Here is a 22326-nt window from a genome sequence, read left to right on the forward strand (position 1 = left end):
CCGCGCCGGTCCAGGGCCGCGGCGGCTCCGCCAATGTTAAGCCAAGACTTCACCCTATCCGGCCCGTTGCACAAGAGCCGGTTTTACCCTGATGGCCTCATCCAGATGCCTGCCGGCAGCCCTCGCCGAAGCCGCCCAGGGCGCGGTAGAGGGCCACGGCATTCTCCAGCCGCCCCCGCTGGGCGTCGATCAACGCCTGATCGGCGGCGAACAGGCCGCGTTCGGCATCCAGCACCTCCAGATAGCCGACCGCCCCGGCGAGATAGCGCTTCATGGTCAGGGCATGGCGCTTGCCCTCCAGCTCGCGCATCGTCCGGCGCGCCGCCGCGTCGCGTTCCAGCATGGTCTGGCCGGCCAGCGCGTCGGCGACCTCGCGGAACGCGGTCTGGATCGTCCGCTCATACTCGACCACCGCGATGGACTCGCGCGCCTTCGCCAGATCGAGGTTGGCCTGGTTGCGGCCGCCGTCGAACAGGGGGATGCTGATCTGCGGGACGAACTGCCAGGCGCCGCTGCCCACCCGGAACAGGGAGTGCAGTTCGTTGGAGGCGAGGCCGGCCATCGTCGTCAGCCGGATCGACGGGAAGAAGGCGGCGCGCGCCGCGCCGATCTGGGCGTTCGCGGCCATCAGCCGCTGTTCCGCCGCCATGATGTCCGGCCGTTTGGTCAGCAGTTCGGACGGCAGGCCCGGCTGCAACGGCCCCCAGCCGGCGGCGAAGGCCGCGGTGCCGAAGGCTGGAGCGGTGCGGGCGTCGTCTCCGCCGGCTCCGCCGCCGCTGTAGCCGGTCAGCAGGGCCAACTGGTTGGCTGCACGCTCGCGGGTCAATTCCTGTTCGATCAGGTCGGCTTCCGCCGAGGCGACCAGGGTCCTGGCCTGCTGCACCTCCAGCGGGGAGGAGGCGCCGGCGGCGAGCCGCCGGTCCAGCAGCGCGACGCCCGCCTTGCGCGAGGCGATGGCGCGCCGGGCGATGGTGGCGCGCGCGTCGGCGGCGCGCTCCGTCACATAGGCCCGCGCCACCTCGGCGATCAGGCTGACGCGGGCCGTCCGCTGCGCCTGCTCGGTCGCCAGAAGCTCGTGCAGGGCGGCGTCGGACAGGTTCTTGGCCTTGTCGAAGAAATCCAGCTCATAGGACGACAGGGCGAGCCCGAGCTGCTGGGCCGAGTCATTGTCCTGGGGCGGGTTGGTGCTGGTCGCCTCCAGCGAAACGGCGGGCCGGCGGGTGGCGGACTGGAAGCCGCTCTGGGCGCGGGCCTCCGCCACCCGGGCGACGGCCAGCCTCAGGTCGCGGTTGTGCTCCAGCGCCGCGGCGATCAGCCGTTCCAGGCGGGGATCGGGCTGCCGCGCGCACCAGGGCGCCGCATTTCGCGGCGGGCCGGGGAGCGTCACCGGAGCCGGATAGCTGGCGGGGATCGGCGCGGCCGGGCGTTCATAGGGCGGGGCCAGCGAGCAGCCGGCGAGCAGCGCCGCTCCGCAAAGGGAGGCGAGCAGGGCCGGACGGCGGTGCGCCTTGCGGAGCGCGGTCACGGCAACACCTCCTTGGTGGTCCGCAATGCCGGCCGTTCCGGCAGCAGGGCGGTGGCCGGCTGGGACGGGACGAGGAATTTCGCCAGGCCGCGCTGACCGATCAGATAGCGGCGGTCGGGGCGGGACGGCAGCGACACGATGGCCTCCACCACCCGCTCGTCGACGCGCTGCTGGGCGTCGCTGGGGTCGAGCTTGCGCTGCCCCAGGAGCTGGCCGATGCGCAGAACCTCGCCGGACAGCGTTTCCGTTCCGCTGTCGAGCTGGATGGTGACCGGCTGGCCGGGAACGACCTGCCGCATCAGACGCTCCTCGATGTCGACGCGCAGGATGAAGCGCTCGTTGGGCACCAAGGTGAACAGGGTCGAGACGTTGAGGGTGGAGGCGCCGCTGCCGGGGCGGGCCAGCAGCCGGACGATCCGGCCATCCACCGGGGCCCGGACCTCGCGCTGGGCGATCTCCATCTCGGCCGACGCGACGCGGGCGCGGGCGAGCCGGACGGTGGCGTCATGGGCGGTGAGCTCGGCCTCCGCCTCCTCCAGGCGGCTTTGCGCCTCGTCATACAGCTTCACCGCTTCGGCGCCGTCGCGGCGCAGACGGTCCAGGCGGTTGCGCTCGCGCCGGGCGGCGGAGACGCGGACCCGCAGGGTGCCGCCGCGCGCCACCGCCTCGGCAAGCGCGGCCTTGGCCTCCTCCAGCGCGGCGCGGGCAGCGCGGTCGTCCTGGCGGGCCAGCAGATCGCCGGCTCGCACATCCGCTCCCTCGGTCACGAAAATCTCGGTGATCACGCCGTCGCGCTGGGCGGCGATCTGGATCATGCCGCCTTCGACGTCGACGCGTCCGCGTCCGGCGGCCACCACCGGCGTGCCAACCGACAGCACCTCGCCGCCGGCCGGACCGCCATGCGTCTGTTCATCGCCGACCGCGGCGGAATAGACCGCTCCCATGCTTGAGGCTATGGCGATCGACGCCAGCCCGGCCAGAATGACTGTCTTAAGACGCGGCATCGTCGGAATCCTGTGAATGGAAGGTGTCGCGGTCGGGCCGTTCATCCGACAGGATGCGGCCGTCATCGATGGTGATGACGCGGTCGGCATGGGCGATCAGGCGGCTGTCATGGGTGACGCACAGCACCGCCGTCCGGTGGAGATGGGCGATGCGGCGCAGGATCAGCGTGACCATGTCGCCGTTGTAGCGGTCGAGCGCCGAGGTCGGTTCGTCGGCGAACAGCAGGGAGGGGCGCTTGACCAGGGCGCGGGCGATGGCGACGCGCTGCTTCTCGCCACCGGACAGCGCCACCGGCTTCAGATGGGCGCGGTCGTCCAGACCGACCTCCTTCAGCGCCTGCCTTGCTCGAGGGGTGATCTCCGCCGCAGGCGTGCCGGTCATCTGCAGGACGAGGCGCACCTGATCCAGCGCGCTGAGCGCGCCGAACAGGTTGGGGCTCTGGAAAATGAAGCCGCAATGGCGCAGGCGGATGTCGGTCAGATCATCCTCGTCCAGCGTGCCGGTGGGCTGGCCGAGGATGCTGACGCTGCCCCGGTCGGGACGCGACAGCCCGGCCAGCACCGACATCAGCGTCGATTTCCCGGATCCGGACGGCCCCATCAGCAGGGTCAGCTCACCCTGTCGCGCCGTCAGGTCGATCCCCTTCAGGATGTCCATCCTGATGTCGCCGTTGCGGTAGGATTTGTGCAGGCCGCGGGCCGATACGGCCGGGGTGTCGGAGGAAACTTGCATCTCGCGGGATCCTTATCGCAGCAGGTCGGCGGGCTCGCTGCGGTACAGGACCGACAGGGCGAGCAGGCCCGAGACACAGGCGATGGCGGTGACGAACAGGCTGGTGACGGCGCAGAGCCACGGGCTCATCACCATCGGGATGTCGAGGAACCAGGCGAGCGCGCAGAGCGCCGCGGCGATGGCGAACATCGCGACGTTGCCGGCCAGCGCCACCCACAGCGACTGTTCCAGGACGATGGCGCGCAGTTGGCCGACCCGCACGCCGAGCGCGCGCAGGGCGGCATATTCCTTCATCGAGGCGATCACCGCGCCGCGCAGGGTCTGTCCGGTCACGCCGACCCCGACCAGCAGGGCCAGCAGCATCGAGAAGCCGAAGGAGGTGCCGGCGCCCGATTCCTCCAGCCAGAACTGTGCCGACATCCAGGTCAGCTCGTCCGGCGTGGCGATGGCATAGCTTTCCGCCGTGTCGAAGGCTTCGAGCTGGTGGCGCACCGTGGCGAGATCGAAGCGGGGGTCGAGCTTCAGCAGGAAATAGGGCGGGCCGTTGATGCCCGGATCCATGGTGATCGACCGCAGGGAGGAGGGCGAGGCGAAGACCAGCGGCAGCAGGTTGCTGCGGAAGCCGCGGACGATCCCGCCGATGGTCACGCGCTTGCCGCCGATCTCAGCCGTTCCACCGATCTCCGCCCCCAGCTTGGCCATGTCGGCCTCGTCCACCACCACGGTGTCGGGATGGGACAGGATCGCCTGCGCCTCGGCGGAAAATCCCCGGAAGCCGGACAGCGCGCCCGGCTGGAGCGGCACGCCGACGACCATCACGCTCTGGCGGGTGCCGTTCCCGGTCTTCCAGTCGAGATAGCCGATTCCCATCTCGCGGACGTCGCGGATGGCCGGGTGCGACCAGAACAGCCCCTCGCTCCGCGCCGGAACGATGGTCGACTGGTCCCAGCTGCGGATGTTGGCGGCGGTGACCCAGAGATCGGCCTTGGAGCGCGTCACCGGAATGGTGAAGGCGTCGAGCTGCCCCAGCAGGAGGCCGACCTGGATCAGGATCAGCAGGCCGGAGAAGGCCAGGGTCAGGATCGCCGCTGCGAAGCGTTTCCATTCATGTATGAGTGTCTGGCGGGCAAGCGAAACCATCGAAAAAACCTTTCCACGCGATGCGCGGAAGACAGATGGACGCGGGCCGTCAAGCCGCCGTGGGCCGATTGTCAAGATTGCGCAGAGACGCCGGATGGCGGCCGATCAAGGCGTTGAGTGGGGTCGGCGGTCCCCTGGAGCCGCCCGCCGACCCGGCATCGACGGATGCTCCACGCAATCTGCACACAGCGATGGGACACCGTCGGTCAGCCGACGTCGCCCAATTGCGACGCAGCCTTGAATTCCTCCCTTCCGACCAAGGACCATCTGGAAATGACGACTGTTCTCCTGACCGGCGCCACCGGCTTCATCGGCGGCGCGGTGCTCGCCCACGGCCTCGACAGCACTCCCGATGTCCGCTGGATCTGCCTCGTCCGGGGCAGTGGCGCCGCCCAGGCCCGTGACCGTCTTCTGGAAAACCTGTCCCGCTTCATGGATGCCGCCGCCGCCCGTCATGCCATCCGCCGCGTCGAGATCGTCGTCGGCGACATCACCGCCCCGGCGAGCCTGGAGGATCGCCGGCTGGATGCGGTGACCCACATCCTGCATCTCGCCGCCGACACCTCCTTCCGGGCGCAGGAGCATTGCCACCGCGTCAATGTCGAGGGGACCCGTGCCCTGGCGGAGCGGGCGCGGCGGATGCCGGGCCTGTGCCGCTTCCTCTATGGCGGCACCGCGATGATCTGCGGCGGCAACCCGCCCGATCTCGTGCGGGAAGACGATGCGCCGGCTCCGGCGGCCGAGCACATCGTGCCCTACACCCGCACCAAGGCGACGACCGAGGCGATGCTGCGCCACGAGTTCGCCGATCTGCCGGTCGTCATGGTGCGCCCGTCGATCGTCACCGGCCACCGCAGCCGCGGTTGCATTCCCAGCAGCAGCATCTTCTGGATGTTCCGCGCCGGCGACCGGCTGCGGCTGGTGGCGGGCGATCTGGATGGCGGCATCGACGTGGTGCCGGTGGACTGGACCGCCGAGGTGCTGGTCGGGCTGATGCTGAAGCCGGAGCTGGCCCATGACGCCTATCACCTCTCCGCCGGGCTGCGCAAGCGCACGACCTGGAGCGATCTCGCCGCCGCCTTCGAGCGCTGCGATCCCCAGGGCGGCCGCCGCAGCTACAGCCGCTTCGACGCCGGGGACTGGAAGCTGCTGCGCGCCCGCTTCCAGATGGCCTTCGGCCTGAGCGGGCCGCTGAACGTCGCCATGCTGCGGGCGATGCGCTCCTACTATCAGTTCAGCACGCTGGGCGTCGCCTTCGACAACGGGCGCCTGACCGACGAGGGCTTCCCGCTGCCGCCGACGCTGGCGGAGTATCTGCCGGCCTGCCTGTCGGCCCCGGCCGGGCTGTCGATCATCGACCAGTTCGCCGACGATCTCGGCATGTTCGACGGGGTTCAGGAGTCCATGCTGCCCGGAAACCTGCCCAAGTCGGTGGCGGCGTGATGGTGACCGTCGGCTATGGCCTGCTCGGCCTGGCGATCCTGGCGGAAATCAGCGCCACCATCGCCCTGAAGGCGTCCGACGGCATGTCCAGGGTCGGGCCGATGATGATCGTCGTCATCGGCTACGCCCTGTCCTTCTGGCTGCTGTCGGTCTCGCTCCAGCGCTTCCCGGTCTCGCTGGTCTATTCGGTGTGGGCGGGATTCGGCATGGCCGGCGCCGCCATCGCCGGCTGGTGGCTGTTCGGCGAAGTGCTGGCCCTTCAGGCGCTCGCCGGAATCAGCCTGATCGCCCTGGGGGTGTTCATCCTCGCCAGCGCGATGGGGCCGGGCGCGCCGTGACCCGGCCCCTCCGGCCGGTCCGTCAGGTCCCGGTCCGGCCCTGCTGGGTCAGGGTGGCGATGAAGCGCCGGGTGCGCTCGTGGATGGGGGTGGAGAACAGCGCCTGCGACGGGCCGGACTCCACCACCTGTCCGCCGTCGAGGAACACCACCTCGTGGGCGATGCGCGAGGCGAGGCGCAGGTCGTGGGTCGCCATCACCATGGTGGTGCCCTCGGCGGCCAGCGTGCCCAGCACCTCCACCACCTCGCCCGACAGTTCGGGGTCGAGGGCGGAGGTCGGCTCGTCGCACAGCAGCACCCGCGGCGACGGGGCGAGCGCGCGGGCGATGGCGACGCGCTGCTGCTGGCCGCCCGACAGGGTCGCCGGCCAGGCATCGGCCTTGTGCGCCATGCCGACCTTGCGCAGCAGCTCCATGGCGCGGCCGCGCGCCTTTTCCGCCGGCCATTTCCGCACGGTCACCAGCCCCTCCATCACATTCTCCACCGCGGTGCGGTGGGGGAAGAGCTGAAAATTCTGGAACACCATCCCGGTCTGGCCGCGCAGCCGCTGGATGTCCGCCCGGCCGGGCTTGCCGCCGGGGTGGAAGGCCAACTCCTCCCCGCCGATGCGCACGCTGCCGGAGGTCGGGATCTCCAGCAGGTTGATGCAGCGCAGAAGCGTGCTCTTGCCGCCGCCGGACGGGCCGATCAGGGCGGTGACGCGTCCTTCGGCCACCGTCACCGTCACCCCCTTCAGCACGGTCAGGTCGCCGAAGCGCTTTTCGATGTTGGTCAGACGGATCACGACTTGGCCTCCAGGAAACCACCATACCGGTTGAGCCGCCGCTCCAGCCGGACCTGGAGCGCCGACAGGACGGAACTCAGCACCAGATAGATCAGGGCCGCCTCCACATAGAGGATCAGCGGCTCGTAGCTGGTGGCGACGATGCGCTGGGCCGCCTGGAACAGCTCGGGCACCGTGATGGCGGCGGCCAGCGAGGTGTCCTTCACCAGCGAGATGAAGCTGTTGGACAGCGGCGGCACGGCGACGCGGGCGGCCTGCGGCAGGATGGTGCGCCGCATCGCCTGCGGCCAGCTCATGCCGATGGAATAGGCGGCCTCCCACTGTCCCTTGGGCACCGAGCCGATGACGGCGCGGATGATCTCGGAGGTGTAGGCGCTGACATTCAGGGTGAAGCCGATCAGCGCCGCCGGGAAGGCGTCCAGCACGATGCCGGCGCTGGGCAGGCCGTAGAAGATCAGGAAGAGCTGCACCAGCAGCGGCGTGCCGCGGATGATCCAGACATAGAAACGGACGGCGGCGGCCAGCGGTGCCGGCCCGAACAGCCGGACGACCGCCGCCACCAGTCCGACGATCAGGCCCAGCGCGAAGGAGGCCAGCGTCAGCGGAACGGTGAAGACCAGCGCCGCCCACAGCAGCGACGGCAGCGAGGTCGCCATCAAGGTTAGCCAGTGCAGCAAGGAAACTGTGCCTCTCGTGAGGAAGGAACGACAATGCCCCCGGCCCGGATGGGGCAGGGGGCATTGCGGCAGGCTGGGAAATAAGGCGGCGCCCTTACTTGGAAACGTCGGCGCCGAAATATTTCTGCGAGATGGTGGCATAGGTGCCATCGGCCTTGATCGCGGCCAGCGCCTCGTTGATGGCGGCGACCAGCTTGGCCTCGCCCTTGCGGACGATGATGCCCGACTGGTCGGCATCGTCGCGGGTGGCGACGATCTTCACGTCGGCGTCAGGCTTGTGCTTCTTGAAGTCGAGGAAGGACAGGCTGTCATTGACCGTCGCGTCGGCCCGGCCGTTGAGGACGAGCTGGATCGACTGGTCGAAGCCGTCGGTGCCGACCAGCTGCGCGCCCGCCGCCTCGGCCAGCTTGCCGAAATTGCTGGTCAGCGACTGGGCCGATTTCCTGCCCTTCAAGTCGGCGAAGCCCTTGATGGCATCATTGTCGCCGCGCACGATCAGGACGGCGCGGCTGGTGATGTAGGGGTCTGAGAAATCGTATTTGGCCTTGCGCGCCTCGGTGATGCCGACCTGATTGATGACGGCGTCGTAGCGGCGGGCGTCCAGGCCGGCGATCAGCCCGTCCCACTTGCCCTCCAGGAACTCCACCTTCACGCCGATGCGCTTGGCGATCTCGCGGCCGATCTCCACATCGAAGCCGACCAGCGCGCCCGAGGCGTCATGATAGGTGAAGGGGGCATAGGTGCCCTCGGTCCCGATCTTCAGCGCGCCGTCGGCCTTGATGCGGTCGAGGTCGGCCTGGGCCCAGGCGGAGGAGCCAGCGGTGACGGCGGCGGCCTGGAGGAGGCCGGCGACGAGAAGCGATTGCAGCCATTTCATCGGTTGATGCCTGGTGTTTCTTGGTGGGTGTTTCTTGGTGGGTTGGTCCGCCGCCCATGGCGTTGTCCGCCGACGCTTTCGCGGTGCGGGGAGGCGTTGATGACGCTACATCAAAGGATATTCAGCAACAAGGGAATATGTCATCAATTTAGCGATGATCAAATGTATAACATGCGTGACGTAAACAGCTGGTGTTGGGAAATATGGTGCTGGGGGAGCGTCATCCGCAGGCATGGCCATCGGGTCCGGGATGAAATCGAGACCTCACCGATCTCGGAGGCCCTTCTTCCCTTGCGGGGTGGGGTGGGAATTTCCGATGGTGGGGCCCGATCGGGTATGATCCCGCGTCGATCGTCCGCAGTCCCGATTCAACAGCTCAAGGCCGCAGCGCCGGTCTTTCCGAAGGCTTCCAATGACCTTGCCCGTCCTGCAAAGCGAAACCCGCCAGACCATCGTGCGCCTGCTCTCGATCCTGGCCAGCACGAAAGAGATCAATCAATATCTCAAGCGCTTCTCGCAGCTGGACGCAAAGCGCTTCGCGGTGGTCAACATCAACGACGCCATCCTGCGCGACGGGGTGGAGGCCGAGGCTGTGGCATCGTCGCTGTCGTTCCTGCAGGCGGTGGGGCTCACTCCGATCGTTCTGCTTGGAACGGCACCAGGATCGCGGGAGGAACCGCCGGCCTCCGGCGTTGACGAGGAGAGCGGCGACGGCCCGGATAGGGAGGCGCCCGCAGGTCCGGCGTTCCCGTATGAAACGTTCCAGGCCTTGAATCGCAGCCTTGTCGAGCGGCTCCGCCGGAAAGGGGTGCGCGCCACCTCGATCACCGGGGGGGTGTTCGAGGCGGGGCATCTGGGCCGTGAGGTCCGCGGTTCCCTCGGCACGGTCCGTGCGGTGAGGCTGGCACCGGTGGAGGCCAGCCTGCATGCCGGGTCCATCCCGGTGATCAGCAGCCTGGGCGAAACGGCGGGTGGCCAGAGTCTCGGCATCGAGTGCGATCGCGCCACCAATGCGCTGGTGCGGCTGCTGCAACCGTTCAAGATCATTTTCCTCACCGGCGCCGGTGGCTTGCTCGATGCGAATGGCCGCGTGATCGACGCGATCAACCTGTCCACCGAGTATGATCACTTCGACCGGGACTCCTGCCTGCGGAGCGCGATCACCTTCACGGTGGAGCAGATGAAGGATCTGCTGGACCGTCTGCCGCCGGAATCGTCGATCTCGATCACCAACCCGGCCAATCTGGCCAATGAACTGTTCACCCACAAGGGTTCCGGCACGCTCGTGCGCCGCGGTGAGCGCGTGTCCCGCGCGACATGTTGGGACGAGTTGGACCTGACGCGCTTGCGCATGCTGATCGAATCCAGTTTCGGCCGGCGCCTTGTCGAGGATTACTTCCAGCGCACCCGGCTGCTTCGGGCTTACGTCAGCGAGAATTATCGTGCCGCCGTGATCCTGACCGAAGAGGATGGGGTTCCCTATCTGGATAAATTCGCCGTGCTCGATGAGGCTCAGGGCGAGGGACTGGGCCGCGCGGTGTGGAAGGTGATGCGCAAGGAGACGCCTCAACTGTTCTGGCGCTCCCGTCATAAGAACCAGATCAATATCTTCTACTATGCCCAATCCGACGGTTGCTTCAAACAGGAGAAGTGGAAGGTGTTCTGGTGTGGGCTGGATGATTTCTCGCAGATCGAGAAATGCGTGGCGCATTGCGCGGTGAGGCGGCCGACATTGATCGAGTCCGAAGCCGGCCATTGAAGGGAAAGCCGAGGCGGGAATGCCGCCCCGGCCGCCCCCCGGTCACGTCGTGGTGCTGACGGTCCAGGTGGCGTTGCGGATGCCGGCGGTGCGTTCCAGATTGAGCACGGCGCGGTCGAGTTCGTCGGGGTTGGCAGTGGTGGGAACCAGCATGGCCGCCAATTCCACCTGCTCCTCGCTCTCCGACAGGACCTCGATGTCGCGGATCGGGTAATCGAGCGCCTCCAGCTCCCTGGCCAGGGCATCGCGGACGTCCGAAAGCTCTTCCGGGTCGGCGACGACATGGACCCGATAATGCGCCTCGGTCACCCGTTCGTCGATCGGCAGGCGGTTGACGTAGTTCACCAGCGGCCGCAGCAGCGTGTTCCCGGCCAGCACGAAGAAGGTCAGTATCACCGCCTCCAACGGCAGGCCGCAGCCGGAACAGGCCCCGACCGCCGCCGAACACCACAGGGTCGCCGCGGTGTTCAGGCCACGGACGTTGGTTCCCTCCTTCATGATGACACCGGCGCCGAGGAAGCCGATGCCGGACACCACATAGGCGACGATCCGCGTCGCCCCCTCCGCTCCGAGCAGCCGCATGCCGATCTCGGCGAAGGCGGCGGCCCCGACGGCGACCAGCACGTTGGTGCGCAGCCCGGCGGTGCGCTGCCGGTACTGGCGTTCGAAGCCGATCAAGGCCCCCAGGACGAAGGCGATGCCGAAGCGCAGGAAGGTGGTCGCCGCGACGGCGGCATCGGACAGGTCAAGCTGCATCCGGTGCCCCCCGATGCCCAGGCTTCTCCGCCACCCGCTCTCTCCCAACCGACGGCCGATCATCATGATCGGGTTCGGAGTGACCGATGACCCGGACGATGTCCGGCCAGCGCCCGCGCAGATCGCGTTCCAGGGCATCGATGGCGTCATGCACCGCCACGACGGTCGTTCCCGGTGCCACATGGCTGTGGAACGTCACGACCAGACCGGCGGCGCTGCGGCGGACCCGAAGGTTGTGGACATCGCGCAAGGGGCCGGCGACCGGACGGGAGGCGGCGAGATGCGCCCCGATGGCACGCAGCAGGTCCGGTTCGGCATCGACACCGGTCAGGCCGTTGTCCTGCAACGGCTCGATGTGGCTCTCGACCTCGATGTCGCTCCCCAGCTCCTCCCGGATGCCGGCCTCCAGCCGCGAGGACAGCGCATGCGCCTCCTCGATCGGCAGCGAGCCGTCGACCTCCAGGTCGAACCCCACCGCCAGACGCCCGTTCACCCGCTGGACGGTGACGTGATGGACCGCCAGCCCCAGCCCGGCGGCGCGCACCGCCACCCGGTCCATCACCGTCTCGTCGTCGAGCGCCAGCGGATGGGTGGCGACGGAAACCTCGGCCTCCGGCATTTCGGCCTGGACCGCCCTGATCGCCTGCTCGCGAACCGCCCCCGCGGCGTCGAGCGACAGGGTGCGCCCGACCAGAAGGTCGAGATCGACGAACAGCACGCTGCCGGCCGGCCGGACCCGCACGCGCTGGACCCCGGCGACGCCCGGAAGGCGCGCCACCGCCGTTTCGACCCGATCCGCCGTGCCGGCCGGCGCCGCATCGATCAGCGTATCGATGGTCCGCCGGCCGAGCTGGTAGCCGGCATGGCAGACGAACACCGACACGCCGATGGCCGCCAGGGCGTCGCCCTTCGGATAGCCGAGCCACACCAGTCCCAGCCCGACCAGCACCACCGTCGAGCTGAGGATGTCGGAGGAGAAATGCAGGGCGTCGGCCTCCAGCGCCTGGCTGCGGGTTTCCTTGGCGACGCGCGACAGCTCGCGGGCACGGTAGGCGTCGATGGCGATGCAGATCACCACCACCCCGACCGACCACCAGGTCGCCTCGACCTCGACCCCGCCATCGATCAGCCGGCGGACCGCCTCATAGGCGATCCAGGCGCTGGTCAGGAACAGCAGGCCGGTTTCGGCAAGCGCGGTGACGCTCTCGATCTTGCCGTGGCCATAGGGATGCCCGGCATCGGCCGGCTTGTCGCTGACCCGCACGGCGAACCAGGTCATCACCGTCGCGCCAAGATCGAGCAGGCTGTGCAACCCCTCCGACAGCAGCCCGAGGCTGCCGGTGGACAGCCCGACCGCGAACTTGCCCACCGTCATCGCCCCGCTCGCCAGGATGGAGCCGAGTGCCACCGCTTCCTTTTCGTTGCTCATTCGGTTGCCCCCTGGCGGAAGCCGTCAGTCCTCATCCTCGAAGGTGAAGGCCTCGGCTTCGGTGTCGTAGGTGAACAGCTCGGCATAGCGTGCCCAGCTGGTGACCGCCTTCAGCGTCTCCTCGGCATACTCCTCGCTCATGAAGGGGTCCAGTTCCGCATGGATGCGACCGCTCGGCACGCGTTGCGCCGCCGATTCCTTCAGCAGGGCATGGATGTGGGCGGCCAGCGGGACATAGCGGATCAGATGCTCCGCGAACAGCCGCTTGCGGTCGTCCAGCCCGGACTCGGCGAACAGCCGCCCGGCCTCGGTCAGATGGATGTCGCCCTCCGCCACTTCGGCGAAGCCCAGCGTCTGCAACGTCTCGGCGATCGGGAACAGATCGTCGATCTCGTGCTGGAGCGACGCCGCCAGATGCGGCAGGTCGGCCTTGCCGTGATAGGCGGTCGAGGCCAGCGTCTCCAGCAGGCCGGCCAGCAGGTTGGTGGAGACATGCTGCAACGGCACCGCATAGACCGGCGGCTGCGCCGTGGCGGGAGAGGGCGCCACCAGCGGCTTGCGCGAGGTCATCCGGCCATAGATGTCGTCGACCATGGCGCGGAACTGCGGATCCAGGCGGTTGCGCGGATGCGGCAGTTCCACCCGGATCTCCGCCGCCACCCGTCCGGGGTTGGAGGAGAAGACCAGGATGCGGTCGCACATCAGCACCGCTTCCTCGATGTTGTGGGTGACCATCAGGATCGACTTGATCGGCAGCCGCTGCTCCATCCACAGGTCGAGCAGATCGGTGCGCAGCGTCTCGGCGGTCAGCACGTCCAGCGCGGAGAAGGGCTCGTCCATCAGCAGGATTTCCGGATGGACCACCAGAGCGCGGGCGAAGCCCACCCGCTGGCGCATACCGCCGGACAGTTCCTTGGGATAGGCGGATTCGAAGCCCGACAGGCCGATCAGGTCGATGGCCTCCTCGGTCCGCGCCTCGGCCTCCTTGGTCGGCACGCCCTTGGCCTTCAGCCCGGCCATGACGTTCTCCCAGACGGTCAGCCAGGGGAACAGGGCGAAGGTCTGGAAGACCATCGCGACCCCGTCGGTGGCGCCGGTGACCGGTTCGCCATGGTGGCGGACGGAGCCGCCGGTCGGCTTGACCAGCCCGGCGACGATGCGCAGCAGCGTCGACTTGCCGGAGCCGGAGCGGCCGAGCAGTCCGACGACCTCGCCGTCTTGCAGAGTCAGGTCGACATTGTCGAGCACGACGTAATCCTGCCCCGACGGCTTGGCATAGGCCTGACGGACGCCGCTCAGTTCGAAGATGGTGGTGTTGCGGGTGTTCAGCATGGCGGGGTCCTCCTCAGGCGAGGCGCAGGCGGCGCTCGGCGAACGCGTACAGCGGACGCCACAGCAGACGGTTGAACAGGATGACGAACAGCGACATGACGGCGATGCCCAGCACGATGCGCGGATAGTCGCCGGCGGTGGTGGCCTGGGCGATATAGCTGCCCAAGCCATGGGCGGTCAGTTGGGTATCGCCCCAGTTCACCGCCTCCGCCACGATGCTGGCGTTCCACGAGCCGCCGGACGCGGTGACCGCTCCGGTGACATAGTAGGGGAAGACGCCCGGCAGCATGACGTCACGCCACCATTGCCAGCCGCGGATGCGGAAGTTGGCCGCCGCCTCCTTCAGGTCGCTGGGGAAGGCGGTGGCGCCGGCCACCACGTTGAACAGGATGTACCACTGGGTGCCCAGGATCATCAGCGGGCTGAGCCAGATGTCGGGGTTGAGGTCGAAGCGGACGATGACGACGACCGCCACCGGGAACAGCAGGTTGGCCGGGAAGGCGGCGAGGAACTGGGCCACCGGCTGGACCTTTTCCGCCAGCCGCGGCCGCAGCCCGATCAGCACGCCCAGCGGCACCCAGACCAGCGTCGCCAGCGCGATCAGCACCAGCACCCGCAGCAGCGTGGCGCCGCCCAGCAGCAGCACGGTGCCGACATCACCCCAGGCGACGCCGGAGGCGATGAAGACGACCATCGACCAGCCCGCCCACAGGCCGGTGACCGCCAGCAGCAGATACCAGCCCATGTCGACCGCGCGCGCCGGCACCCGGTCGAGCAGGCCGCCGACCGACCGCAGGCCGCCCGCCGCGCCGCGACCCAGGCCGCCCGTCGGCAGGCGCAGCCAGATCAGCCGGCCGAGCAGGCTGTCGAACGGCGCGAAGATGGCGCGGAAGAAGCGCGTGCGCTGGAACAGGGTGAGCAGCCAGGATTCGGGAACCTCCTGCGCCCCGGTCAGCTCGACCCGGAACTTGTCGGCCCAGGCGACCAGCGGGCGGAACAGCAGCTGGTCATAGGCCAGGATGACCAGCAGCATGGCCAGAACCGCCCAGCCCACCGCATCCAGCCGCTGCCCGTCGATCGCCTTGGCGAGGTAGGAGCCGATGCCGGGCAGCGTGATGGTCTTGTCGCCGACGGTGATCGCCTCCGACGCGACGACGAAGAACCAGCCGCCGGACATCGACATCATCATGTTCCACACCAGACCGGGGGCGGCATAGGGCGCCTCCAGCGTCCAGAAGCGCTGCCAGCCGGAAAAGCCGAAGCCGGTCGCGGCCTCGTCCAGGTCGCGCGGCACGGTGCGCAGCGATTGGTAGAAGCTGAAGGCCATGTTCCAGGCCTGGCTGGTGAAGATGGCGAAGATCGCCGCGCATTCCGCCCCCAGCACGCTGCCCGGAAACAGCGAGAGGAAGAAGACGACGGTGAAGGAGATGTAGCCCAGCACCGGCACCGATTGCAGCACGTCCAGCACGGGGATCAGCAGCATGCCGGCCCGCCGGCTCTTGGCCGCCAGCGTGGCGTAGGTGAAGGTGAACAGCAGCGAGGCCGCCATCGCCGCCAGCATGCGCAAGGTGGAGCGCAGGGCGTATTCCGGCAGCATCCAGGGGTCGAGGGTGATCGGCACCTCTTCGATGCTGCCCAGCGGCAGCGCCATCTGGTGGCCGCCGATGGCCAGCAGCGCCAGCAACCCGATGACCAGCGGCAGGGCGACGACGTCCCACCGGTTCGGCGTGGCGTCGGTCGCCTTCACCGAAATATTCGTGTTGATCCAAACCATGGATATCCATCCTGCGGCCCCCTTCTGGGACCGGCCGGCAATAGGAACGGTAGCGGCGCCGCATGAAGCGCCGCTGCGGATTTTTCAGGAGGATGGGGTGTCGGATCACCGACTTGGCGGGCGTAGATCACCCGTCACGGAAAAACAATCGCGCCCGGTGGGGGTGCGGCGCACGGAAATCCGGTTGGTGAGAAACTTCACCATGGTCCACCTCTGATCGGCCCGAAGACACCGGGCCGCGGGAGGACCCACGAAAACAGGTCAGCCCGCGATCGACGTCGTCAGGGGTATGTGAGTAGATCGACTACTGGGGCTGTCCATCTCTTGCCTTTTCGACCAAGCCGCCGAACCCGGAGAAGGGGGCGACCGGTCGATCATGCGGTGACGATGCCGCCCCTCTACTCCCCTTGCCGGAGCAGGTCAAGCGCCGGAAATCGTCTCCACGCTCTCTTCATGAAAGCATCGTAATCATCGCTTCCGGCCGAAGCGTGGTCCTCGATCGCGGACCCGCCGGCGAGCGGAGTGCGCGGGTGGTGCCGCCGGCGACGGGACGACCTGTCCTTGCCGCGCCACACAGTCCGGTTCGACGGGGGCCGGGACGCATCGTCATGACGTGGAGACATAAAAGTGAAACAGTTCAAGGTTGATGATGAATTGGTTTTAATTATTCGAAAATCAGGAGTTTCCCTAAAAAGCTTCGCTTGCTAAGGGCTTGGGGTCCGGTATCCTTCATGAAGCTCAATGAAATGAATCCGTCGCGCCTTTCGCGCGGCGTTTCCCTGTTGCGTGGCAATGCCAACGCCTGGGCGGTGGGCGTGTGGTGTGTGTTCGTGCTGTCGATCGCGGTGCTGGCGGTGATCCGGCCGGAGCGGCCGATCACGCACATTTACCGGAACGCCGCGATCGACTGGTGGTCATCGGTCCCGGTTTACACGCCGGGTATCCATGGCTTCCTCTATTTCCCGTCCAGCGCGGTCCTGCTCGGGCCGTTGGCGGCCCTGCCGCTGGCGGTGGGGGACCAGATCTGGCGGCTGGTGATGGTGGCGGTGTTCACCGGCGCCGTCTACCGGGTGGCGCTGCTGCTTCATCCCACCATGGGGCGGACCTTGGCCGCCTGGGTTCTGGTGGCGGCGATCCCGACCGCGTCGATCAACATCCTGCGCGGCCAGTGCGAACTGATGATGTTGTCGGTGATCCTGCATGCGGTGGTCGATCTGGCGCGCGGGCATGACCGGCGGGGCGCGGTGATGCTGGCGCTGGCGGCGGCGCTGAAGCCGCTCGCCCTGATCCCGGCCCTGCTGTTCGCCGCCGCCCGGCCCGGCGTGCGGTGGCCGCTGGCGACCGGTCTGCTGATCGCGTTCCTCGTGCCGTTCCTGCACCCGGACCCGGGTTACGTCGCCGGGCAATACGCGGCGATGATCTGCAAGCTGGCCACGGCGGCGGCGCCCGACAGTGGCCGCTGGTTCGACCTGACCCGGCTTCTGGCGGAAGCCGGGGTGGTGCCGGATTACGCCACCATGACCGGCTTGCGGCTGGCTGGGGCGCTGTTGGCGGTCGGGGTCGTCTGGGCCGCCGTCCGCCGTCTCGACCAGGTCACCGCCATGATCGTCACGCTGATGCTGGGCGCCTGGTATCTGGTGCTGTTCAACCCGCGGACGGAGGAAGGCTCCTATCTCAGCATCGCGGTTCTGGCGACGCTGGCCGCGCTGGTCGAGCATCGCCGGCCGCGGGCCGGGGCGGTGTCGATGCTGCTCGGGCTGGTCGTGCTGGGTATGGGGCTGCATTTCTATGGCGGCTGGTTCTACCGGCCGACCCAGATGTGGATCAAGCAGGCGCTGACGCTCCCCCTGCTCTGCTATCCGGTCTGGCTGGTCGTGACCCGCCGCAGCCTCATCGCCTCCGCGGGGCGGGTGAGGGATGGGAAGCCGTCGGTCCGAATCCATCCCTCATTACGGATTCAGTAAGACTCTTTCCCGTATCGGTACTGCCCCTAGGTGACTCGATGCCTGGCAAGCTTTAGAGTCTCCACGTTGAAGGGATGGAAGCCGGCCGGTGGGAGAAACCGCATGAATATTCGCACGAAGATTTTATGCGCAAATATTTTGATCGCCGCCTTTCCGATTTGCATCGCGATCGTCCTCGCCTGGAACGCGGTCGCCATGCTGCGGCAGAGCAACCAGACCGGCAGATCGCTCACCGCCTTCGAAGCGTCGCTACAGATCGGTCCGGCGTTGGCGGTCGAGCGCGGGCGATGGGCCGTCGCGTTCGACAGCGACAAGCCGTTGGACGGCGGTACGGCGCAGCCGCTTGATGCCGCGGTGGCGGCGACCGATGCCGCTCTGGACAAGGCGCGGTTGCAGATCGAGGCCGCGGGCCTTTCTCCCACCCCGATCATCAGCGCGGTCACCCAGTTGAAGGCCGCCCGCGGCGCGGCCCGGCAGGCGGCGGAGCAGGCGAAGCCCGCCCGCCCGCCGACCATCACCACCGCGACGGTCGACGCGCTGGCGGCGGCGAACCAGAGCGTCGTCAAGGCGATCGACGATGCCTACCGGTCGACGATCGTCAACAGTCCGGACCTGTTCGGACATGTCAATCTGGCGCGTATCGCCCAGGACATGCGCGACATCGCCGGCGGCCGTTCGGCGTCCGTCGGCCTGTTCGTGGCGGGCCTGCCGTTCGGACCCGAGCGCCAGCAGGCCGCGACGGAGGACACCGGCAAGATCGCCCTGCTGTGGCAGATGATGCAGCAGTCCGTCCTCAATCTCGGCAACCCGCCGGAACTGACCAAGGCGCTGGAGCATGTGCGCTCCACCATGATGACGGACGGGGCGCAGCGCTTCCAAAGCGTGCTCGACGCCGCGCGGAAGGGCGCGCCGGCACCGATCCAGCTTGCCGACTGGCGACCCTGGGTGACGCCGATGCTGAACAATATCCTGGTGATGCGTGACGCCGCCATCGTCGTGGCGCATGACTTGAACGAGGAGAATATCTCACAGGCCTGGGCCCATCTGATCCTTGCCGGCGTGGTTCTGGCCGCGGTCTGCATCACCTTCGCCGTCGTGCTGTTCATGCTGTCGGTCCAGGTCACGCGGCGCCTGGGATCCCTGACCTCCACCGTCGTCCGGCTGGCCGACGGCGACCTCGGAGTCGACATCGGCTATTCCGAGCAGAAGGACGAGATCGGCGCCATGGCGCGGGCGATCCAGATTCTGAAGGAGAACGGCGCGGAGCGCGTGCGGCTGGAGGCCGAGCAGCAGGCCCAGCGCGCCGCCCGCGAGAAGCGGACGGCGACCGTCGAACGGATGGTGCAGGAGTTCGACCGCACCGTCTCGGCCATCCTGAACAGCGTGTCCGGCGCTTCCGCCCAGCTGAGCGAGACCGCGGGCTCGATGGCCAGTCTGGCGGAGCAGACCAACCATCAGGCGTCGGCCACCACCGCCGCGGCGGAACAGACCTCGATGAACGTGCAGACGGTGGCGTCGGCGACCGAAGAGATGGCGGCTTCGATCAGCGAGATCAGCCAGCAGGTCTCCCGCTCCAACAGCGTCGCCGCCCGTGCGGTGCGGGAAGCGCAGGATACCACGGGGACCGTCCGTAATCTGGCCGGAGAGGTCGCGCGCATCGGCGACGTGGTGAAGCTGATCCAGGATATCGCCAGCCAGACCAATCTTCTGGCGCTGAACGCTACCATCGAGGCGGCGCGGGCCGGGGATGCCGGCAAGGGCTTCGCCGTGGTGGCGAGCGAGGTGAAGCAATTGGCCAACCAGACCGCCAAGGCGACCGAGGACATCTCCGCCCAGATCGACAGCGTCCAGAGCGCCACCCACGGGACGGTGAACGCCATCGAGGGGATCGGCGGCACCATCGGCACGATGAACGAGATCGCCGCGACCATCGCCGCCGCGATCGAGGAGCAGAGCGCCACCACGGTGGAGATCTCCCGCAACATCCAGCAGGCGGCGCAGGGCACCGGCGAAGTGAGCGCCAACATCGCGCAGGTGCATGAGGCCGCCACCCAGACCGGCCGCGCGGCATCGCAGGTCTTCGATGCCTCCACCGGCCTGACCCGCCAGGCGGCGGATTTGCGGCGGGAGATCGAAACCTTCCTGGCCGGCATCCGCGCGGCTTGAGCGGCGGAGGCGTGAGGGCTGGCAAACGGTTTTCCCACCCCGACCCCGTCGCCCTGGGTTGTGTCGTCGCCGGTTGCCATGATCATCCAACCCATTATGATCATTGGCAACGACCGCCTGGACGGTCTTGCAGACGAGGGTTCGGGACATGAGTGACGCGAAAATCGGCCGGGCGGCCGATTGGGCAGCCGGTTGGATCGAGTTGACGGCGGCCGACGGCCATCGGATGCGCGCCTATCAGGCGCCGGCCAAGGGCGAGGAGATCGGGCGCCTGATCGTCGCCCCGGAGATCTTCGGCATCAACCATCACATCCGCGGCGTGTGCGATGGCTTCGCCCAGCAGGGCTTCACCGCCGTCGCGCCGGACCTGTTCGATCGCGCCGAACGCGGGGTGGAATTGCCCTATGACGACGCCGGCATCCAGAAGGGCATCGCGCTGAAGGGGGCGGTTTCGACCGCCGACGCTTTGCAGGATGTCGCCGCGACGCTGGCCCATCTCGGTGGCGACGGGGCGGCGGCGGTCGTCGGCTATTGCTGGGGCGGCAGCATCGCCTGGGCGGCGGCGGCGGCGCTGCCGGTGCGGGCGGCCATCTGCTATTATGGCGGCGACATCGGCAAGACGCTGGACAGCGCCCCCCGCGTGCCGACGCTGTTGCATTTCGGCGAGCAGGACCATGCCATCCCGCTGTCGGTCGCGGAAGGGGTGCGGTCACGCTATCCGTGGGCGCCGGTGCATGTCTATCCGGCCGGGCATGGTTTCAACTGCGATGAGCGGGGAAGCTTCCATCCGGAAAGTGCCGTCCTGGCGCTTCGGCGGACCGTGGGGTTGCTGCGGGCGGTGTTCTGACCAAGGTCGTTTTGATCGGTTGAACATCCTTCCGCCGTCCGTCCGTCCGGCTTCCGAGCCGGATCGGCCAGCGGCGGAAGGCCAGCAGCCCGGCGCAGAGCAGCGCATAGACCAGCGGCGCCGTCTGCCAGCCCTTCGCCAGCATGACGAAGTGCAGGCAGCCGGCCAGCCCGGCGACGAACACGCTCTTATGAAGGGCGCGCCAGCGCCTGCCCCCCAGCCGCTTCACCATGCCGTCGGTGGAGGTGGCGGCCAGCGCCGTCAGGATCAGGAAGGCGCCCATCCCGACGGTGATGTAGGGGCGCTTGACGATCTCCTTCCAGATCGTTGCCCAGTCGAAGAACTGGTCCAGCCCGACATAGGTCGACAGGTGGATGGCGGCGTAGAAGAAGGCGAACAGCCCCAGCATCCGGCGGAAGCGCGCCAGCCCCGCCACCCCCGTCAGCATCCGCAGCGGCGTCAGCGCCAGCGCGATCAGCAGGAAGCGCAAGGCCCACAGCCCGCTGGCCTTGACGCTCTCCAGCACCGGCTCGGCCCCCAACTCGCCGGTGTAGGCGAGCCAGAGGGTCCAGACCAGGGGGACCAGGGCCAGGGTGAAGACGATGGGCTTGGCCCAGCGGGACGCCAGGGCCGCGTTGGCCGCGTTGCGGAGATCCGTCATGGTCAGTAGTTCGCCTTGAGGTCCATGCCGGCATAAAGCGACGCGACCTCCTCGGCATAGCCGTTGAAGGGCAGGGTCTTGCGGCGGGAGAACTCGCCGACGCGCCGTTCCGTCGCCTGGCTCCAGCGCGGGTGGTCGACCTCGGGATTGACGTTGGAGTAGAAGCCGTATTCACGCGGCTGCGCCTTGTTCCAGGCGGTCGCCGGCTGGTCCTTCACCAGCGTGATCCTCACGATCGACTTGATCGACTTGAAACCGTATTTCCACGGCACCACCAGCCGGATCGGGGCGCCGTTCTGGTTGGGCAGCACTTCGCCATACATGCCGACGGCCAGCAGGGCCAGGGGGTTCATCGCCTCGTCCAGCCGCAGCCCCTCGGTATAGGGCCAATCCAGCACCCAGGAGCGCAGGCCGGGCATCTGCTTGGGGTCGTTCAGGGTCTGGAAGGCGACATATCGGGCGTTGCCGGTCGGCTCGACCCGTTTGAGCAGCTCGGCCAGCGGGAAGCCGATCCAGGGGATCACCATCGACCAGCCTTCGACGCAGCGCAGGCGGTAGATCCGCTCCTCCATCGGGAATTTCAGCAGATCCTCGATGCCGATGGTCATCGGCTTGGCGACCTCGCCGCCGATGGCGATTTCCCAGGGACGGGTCTTCAGGGTGCCGGCATTCTCGGCCGGATCGCCCTTGCCGGTGCCGAACTCATAGAAGTTGTTGTAGGTGGTGGCCGATTTCATCGGCGTCGTCGGATCGAATTTCGGGTCGGCCGGCTTGATCGTGGTCGGCGCCCCGAACGCCGCCGCCAGCGCGCTGCCCAGCGGCAGGCCGCCCAGCGCCATCGTGGCGGCACCGCCGGCCATCAGGCTTCGGCGCGACAGGAACAGCTCCCGTGGCGTGACCTCCGCCTCGCGCGCCTGGGACGCGGTGGGGAATTTGAACAGCATCGACCCTCTCCCGAACGGACCATTCCTGCCACTAACCATAGGGCGGCCATCGGCGGTCGGCAAATCACGGTGACTACACGATTGCGTGATCGGATGTGAGGGGGGCCTCGGCGGCGTTGGTCGGGAGCCCAAGGAGCGAGGGGCGTGACAAATTCTGGAACTATCAAGGGCCT

General features: G+C 68.0%; 19 protein-coding genes. 6 read left to right on the plus strand and 13 right to left on the minus strand.

Going from position 1 to position 22326, the window contains the following annotated elements:
• Positions 1-97: 97 nt before the first annotated feature.
• Genes AZL_RS25230 through AZL_RS25245 form a run of 4 tightly spaced genes read right to left on the minus strand, consistent with a single transcriptional unit; the run spans position 98 to position 4402 of the window.
• Entirely contained in the window at positions 98-1525 is a 1428-nt protein-coding gene (locus AZL_RS25230) for an efflux transporter outer membrane subunit (RefSeq protein WP_012977252.1), read from the minus strand.
• Positions 1522-2529, minus strand: a complete 1008-nt coding sequence (locus tag AZL_RS25235; RefSeq protein WP_012977253.1) for an HlyD family secretion protein — start codon at positions 2527-2529, stop codon at positions 1522-1524. The genes AZL_RS25230 and AZL_RS25235 overlap by 4 nt, the downstream gene beginning before the upstream one ends.
• Complete coding sequence (locus AZL_RS25240) at positions 2516-3262, minus strand: ABC transporter ATP-binding protein (protein ID WP_012977254.1); 747 nt, start codon at positions 3260-3262, stop codon at positions 2516-2518. Before AZL_RS25240 ends, AZL_RS25235 begins: the two co-directional genes overlap by 14 nt.
• A gap of 12 nt (positions 3263-3274) precedes the next feature.
• Entirely contained in the window at positions 3275-4402 is a 1128-nt protein-coding gene (locus AZL_RS25245) for an ABC transporter permease (protein ID WP_012977255.1), read from the minus strand.
• A gap of 273 nt (positions 4403-4675) precedes the next feature.
• Between AZL_RS25245 and AZL_RS25250 the strand changes: the two genes are divergently transcribed.
• Both AZL_RS25250 and AZL_RS25255 read left to right on the plus strand, forming a co-directional pair.
• Complete coding sequence (locus AZL_RS25250) at positions 4676-5845, plus strand: SDR family oxidoreductase (protein ID WP_012977256.1); 1170 nt, start codon at positions 4676-4678, stop codon at positions 5843-5845.
• Positions 5845-6183 carry a DMT family transporter gene (locus AZL_RS25255; RefSeq protein WP_042445606.1) on the plus strand — a complete coding sequence of 113 codons (339 nt, stop codon included), beginning with the start codon at positions 5845-5847 and terminating at the stop codon, positions 6181-6183. The genes AZL_RS25250 and AZL_RS25255 overlap by 1 nt, the downstream gene beginning before the upstream one ends.
• Positions 6184-6205: 22 nt before the next feature.
• Here AZL_RS25255 and AZL_RS25260 read toward each other — a convergent pair whose 3' ends face one another.
• From AZL_RS25260 to AZL_RS25270, 3 genes are all read right to left on the minus strand, one after another.
• On the minus strand, positions 6206-6967 hold the full coding sequence (locus AZL_RS25260) for an amino acid ABC transporter ATP-binding protein (protein WP_012977258.1): 762 nt from the start codon (positions 6965-6967) through the stop codon (positions 6206-6208).
• Positions 6964-7644 carry an amino acid ABC transporter permease gene (locus AZL_RS25265; RefSeq protein ID WP_012977259.1) on the minus strand — a complete coding sequence of 227 codons (681 nt, stop codon included), beginning with the start codon at positions 7642-7644 and terminating at the stop codon, positions 6964-6966. Before AZL_RS25265 ends, AZL_RS25260 begins: the two co-directional genes overlap by 4 nt.
• Before the next feature lie 94 nt (positions 7645-7738).
• The gene (locus AZL_RS25270) at positions 7739-8521 is read right to left on the minus strand and encodes an amino acid ABC transporter substrate-binding protein (RefSeq protein ID WP_012977260.1); all 783 of its coding nucleotides are present in this window, start codon (positions 8519-8521) and stop codon (positions 7739-7741) included.
• Between the two features lie 412 nt (positions 8522-8933).
• On the opposite strand from AZL_RS25270, the gene AZL_RS25275 reads away from it, so the two are divergent.
• Positions 8934-10280: an acetylglutamate kinase gene (locus tag AZL_RS25275; RefSeq protein WP_012977261.1), complete on the plus strand. Its 1347-nt coding sequence runs from the start codon at positions 8934-8936 to the stop codon at positions 10278-10280.
• A 42-nt stretch (positions 10281-10322) separates the two neighbouring features.
• Here the strand turns inward: AZL_RS25275 and AZL_RS25280 are convergent, their stop codons facing one another.
• Genes AZL_RS25280 through AZL_RS25295 form a run of 4 tightly spaced genes read right to left on the minus strand, consistent with a single transcriptional unit; the run spans position 10323 to position 15571 of the window.
• Positions 10323-11036 (minus strand): MgtC/SapB family protein, encoded by a 714-nt coding sequence (locus tag AZL_RS25280; protein WP_012977262.1) that lies wholly within the window; start codon positions 11034-11036, stop codon positions 10323-10325.
• Positions 11026-12465 carry a cation diffusion facilitator family transporter gene (locus AZL_RS25285; RefSeq protein ID WP_012977263.1) on the minus strand — a complete coding sequence of 480 codons (1440 nt, stop codon included), beginning with the start codon at positions 12463-12465 and terminating at the stop codon, positions 11026-11028. Before AZL_RS25285 ends, AZL_RS25280 begins: the two co-directional genes overlap by 11 nt.
• 24 nt (positions 12466-12489) lie before the next feature.
• Complete coding sequence (locus tag AZL_RS25290) at positions 12490-13797, minus strand: ABC transporter ATP-binding protein (RefSeq protein WP_012977264.1); 1308 nt, start codon at positions 13795-13797, stop codon at positions 12490-12492.
• Positions 13798-13810: 13 nt separating this feature from the next.
• Complete coding sequence (locus AZL_RS25295) at positions 13811-15571, minus strand: ABC transporter permease (protein WP_012977265.1); 1761 nt, start codon at positions 15569-15571, stop codon at positions 13811-13813.
• Between the two features lie 731 nt (positions 15572-16302).
• Between AZL_RS25295 and AZL_RS25300 the strand changes: the two genes are divergently transcribed.
• The 3 genes from AZL_RS25300 (at position 16303) to AZL_RS25310 (ending at position 20548) form a co-directional block, all read left to right on the plus strand.
• Positions 16303-17535: a glycosyltransferase 87 family protein gene (locus tag AZL_RS25300; protein ID WP_012977266.1), complete on the plus strand. Its 1233-nt coding sequence runs from the start codon at positions 16303-16305 to the stop codon at positions 17533-17535.
• Between the two features lie 195 nt (positions 17536-17730).
• Complete coding sequence (locus AZL_RS25305) at positions 17731-19701, plus strand: methyl-accepting chemotaxis protein (RefSeq protein WP_247894488.1); 1971 nt, start codon at positions 17731-17733, stop codon at positions 19699-19701.
• 148 nt (positions 19702-19849) lie between these two features.
• Complete coding sequence (locus AZL_RS25310; protein WP_012977268.1) at positions 19850-20548, plus strand: dienelactone hydrolase family protein; 699 nt, start codon at positions 19850-19852, stop codon at positions 20546-20548.
• On the opposite strand, the gene AZL_RS25315 is transcribed toward AZL_RS25310, so the two are convergent.
• Together AZL_RS25315 and msrP are read right to left on the minus strand one after the other, a co-directional pair.
• Positions 20460-21209 carry a sulfite oxidase heme-binding subunit YedZ gene (locus tag AZL_RS25315; protein ID WP_012977269.1) on the minus strand — a complete coding sequence of 250 codons (750 nt, stop codon included), beginning with the start codon at positions 21207-21209 and terminating at the stop codon, positions 20460-20462. The two genes, AZL_RS25310 and AZL_RS25315, sit on opposite strands and share 89 nt — an antisense overlap.
• Positions 21210-21211: 2 nt before the next feature.
• Complete coding sequence (msrP, locus tag AZL_RS25320) at positions 21212-22153, minus strand: protein-methionine-sulfoxide reductase catalytic subunit MsrP (RefSeq protein WP_012977270.1); 942 nt, start codon at positions 22151-22153, stop codon at positions 21212-21214.
• Positions 22154-22326: the final 173 nt, after the last annotated feature.

Origin of the sequence: Azospirillum sp. B510 (genome assembly GCF_000010725.1) — a bacterium.
Classification (GTDB): Bacteria; Pseudomonadota; Alphaproteobacteria; order Azospirillales; family Azospirillaceae; genus Azospirillum; species Azospirillum lipoferum_B.

Excerpts from the sequence above, each read along its gene's own strand:
- AZL_RS25235 (WP_012977253.1), bottom strand. The coding sequence starts at position 2,529 with ATGCCGCGTCTTAAGACAGTCATTCTGGCCGGGCTGGCGTCGATCGCC.
- AZL_RS25240 (WP_012977254.1), bottom strand. The coding sequence starts at position 3,262 with ATGCAAGTTTCCTCCGACACCCCGGCCGTATCGGCCCGCGGCCTGCAC.
- AZL_RS25245 (WP_012977255.1), bottom strand. The coding sequence starts at position 4,402 with ATGGTTTCGCTTGCCCGCCAGACACTCATACATGAATGGAAACGCTTC.
- AZL_RS25250 (WP_012977256.1), top strand. The coding sequence starts at position 4,676 with ATGACGACTGTTCTCCTGACCGGCGCCACCGGCTTCATCGGCGGCGCG.
- AZL_RS25255 (WP_042445606.1), top strand. The coding sequence starts at position 5,845 with ATGGTGACCGTCGGCTATGGCCTGCTCGGCCTGGCGATCCTGGCGGAA.
- AZL_RS25270 (WP_012977260.1), bottom strand. The coding sequence starts at position 8,521 with ATGAAATGGCTGCAATCGCTTCTCGTCGCCGGCCTCCTCCAGGCCGCC.
- AZL_RS25275 (WP_012977261.1), top strand. The coding sequence starts at position 8,934 with ATGACCTTGCCCGTCCTGCAAAGCGAAACCCGCCAGACCATCGTGCGC.
- AZL_RS25280 (WP_012977262.1), bottom strand. The coding sequence starts at position 11,036 with ATGCAGCTTGACCTGTCCGATGCCGCCGTCGCGGCGACCACCTTCCTG.
- AZL_RS25285 (WP_012977263.1), bottom strand. The coding sequence starts at position 12,465 with ATGAGCAACGAAAAGGAAGCGGTGGCACTCGGCTCCATCCTGGCGAGC.
- AZL_RS25290 (WP_012977264.1), bottom strand. The coding sequence starts at position 13,797 with ATGCTGAACACCCGCAACACCACCATCTTCGAACTGAGCGGCGTCCGT.
- AZL_RS25295 (WP_012977265.1), bottom strand. The coding sequence starts at position 15,571 with ATGGTTTGGATCAACACGAATATTTCGGTGAAGGCGACCGACGCCACG.
- AZL_RS25300 (WP_012977266.1), top strand. The coding sequence starts at position 16,303 with ATGAAGCTCAATGAAATGAATCCGTCGCGCCTTTCGCGCGGCGTTTCC.
- AZL_RS25305 (WP_247894488.1), top strand. The coding sequence starts at position 17,731 with ATGCTGCGGCAGAGCAACCAGACCGGCAGATCGCTCACCGCCTTCGAA.
- AZL_RS25310 (WP_012977268.1), top strand. The coding sequence starts at position 19,850 with ATGAGTGACGCGAAAATCGGCCGGGCGGCCGATTGGGCAGCCGGTTGG.
- AZL_RS25315 (WP_012977269.1), bottom strand. The coding sequence starts at position 21,209 with ATGACGGATCTCCGCAACGCGGCCAACGCGGCCCTGGCGTCCCGCTGG.
- msrP (WP_012977270.1), bottom strand. The coding sequence starts at position 22,153 with ATGCTGTTCAAATTCCCCACCGCGTCCCAGGCGCGCGAGGCGGAGGTC.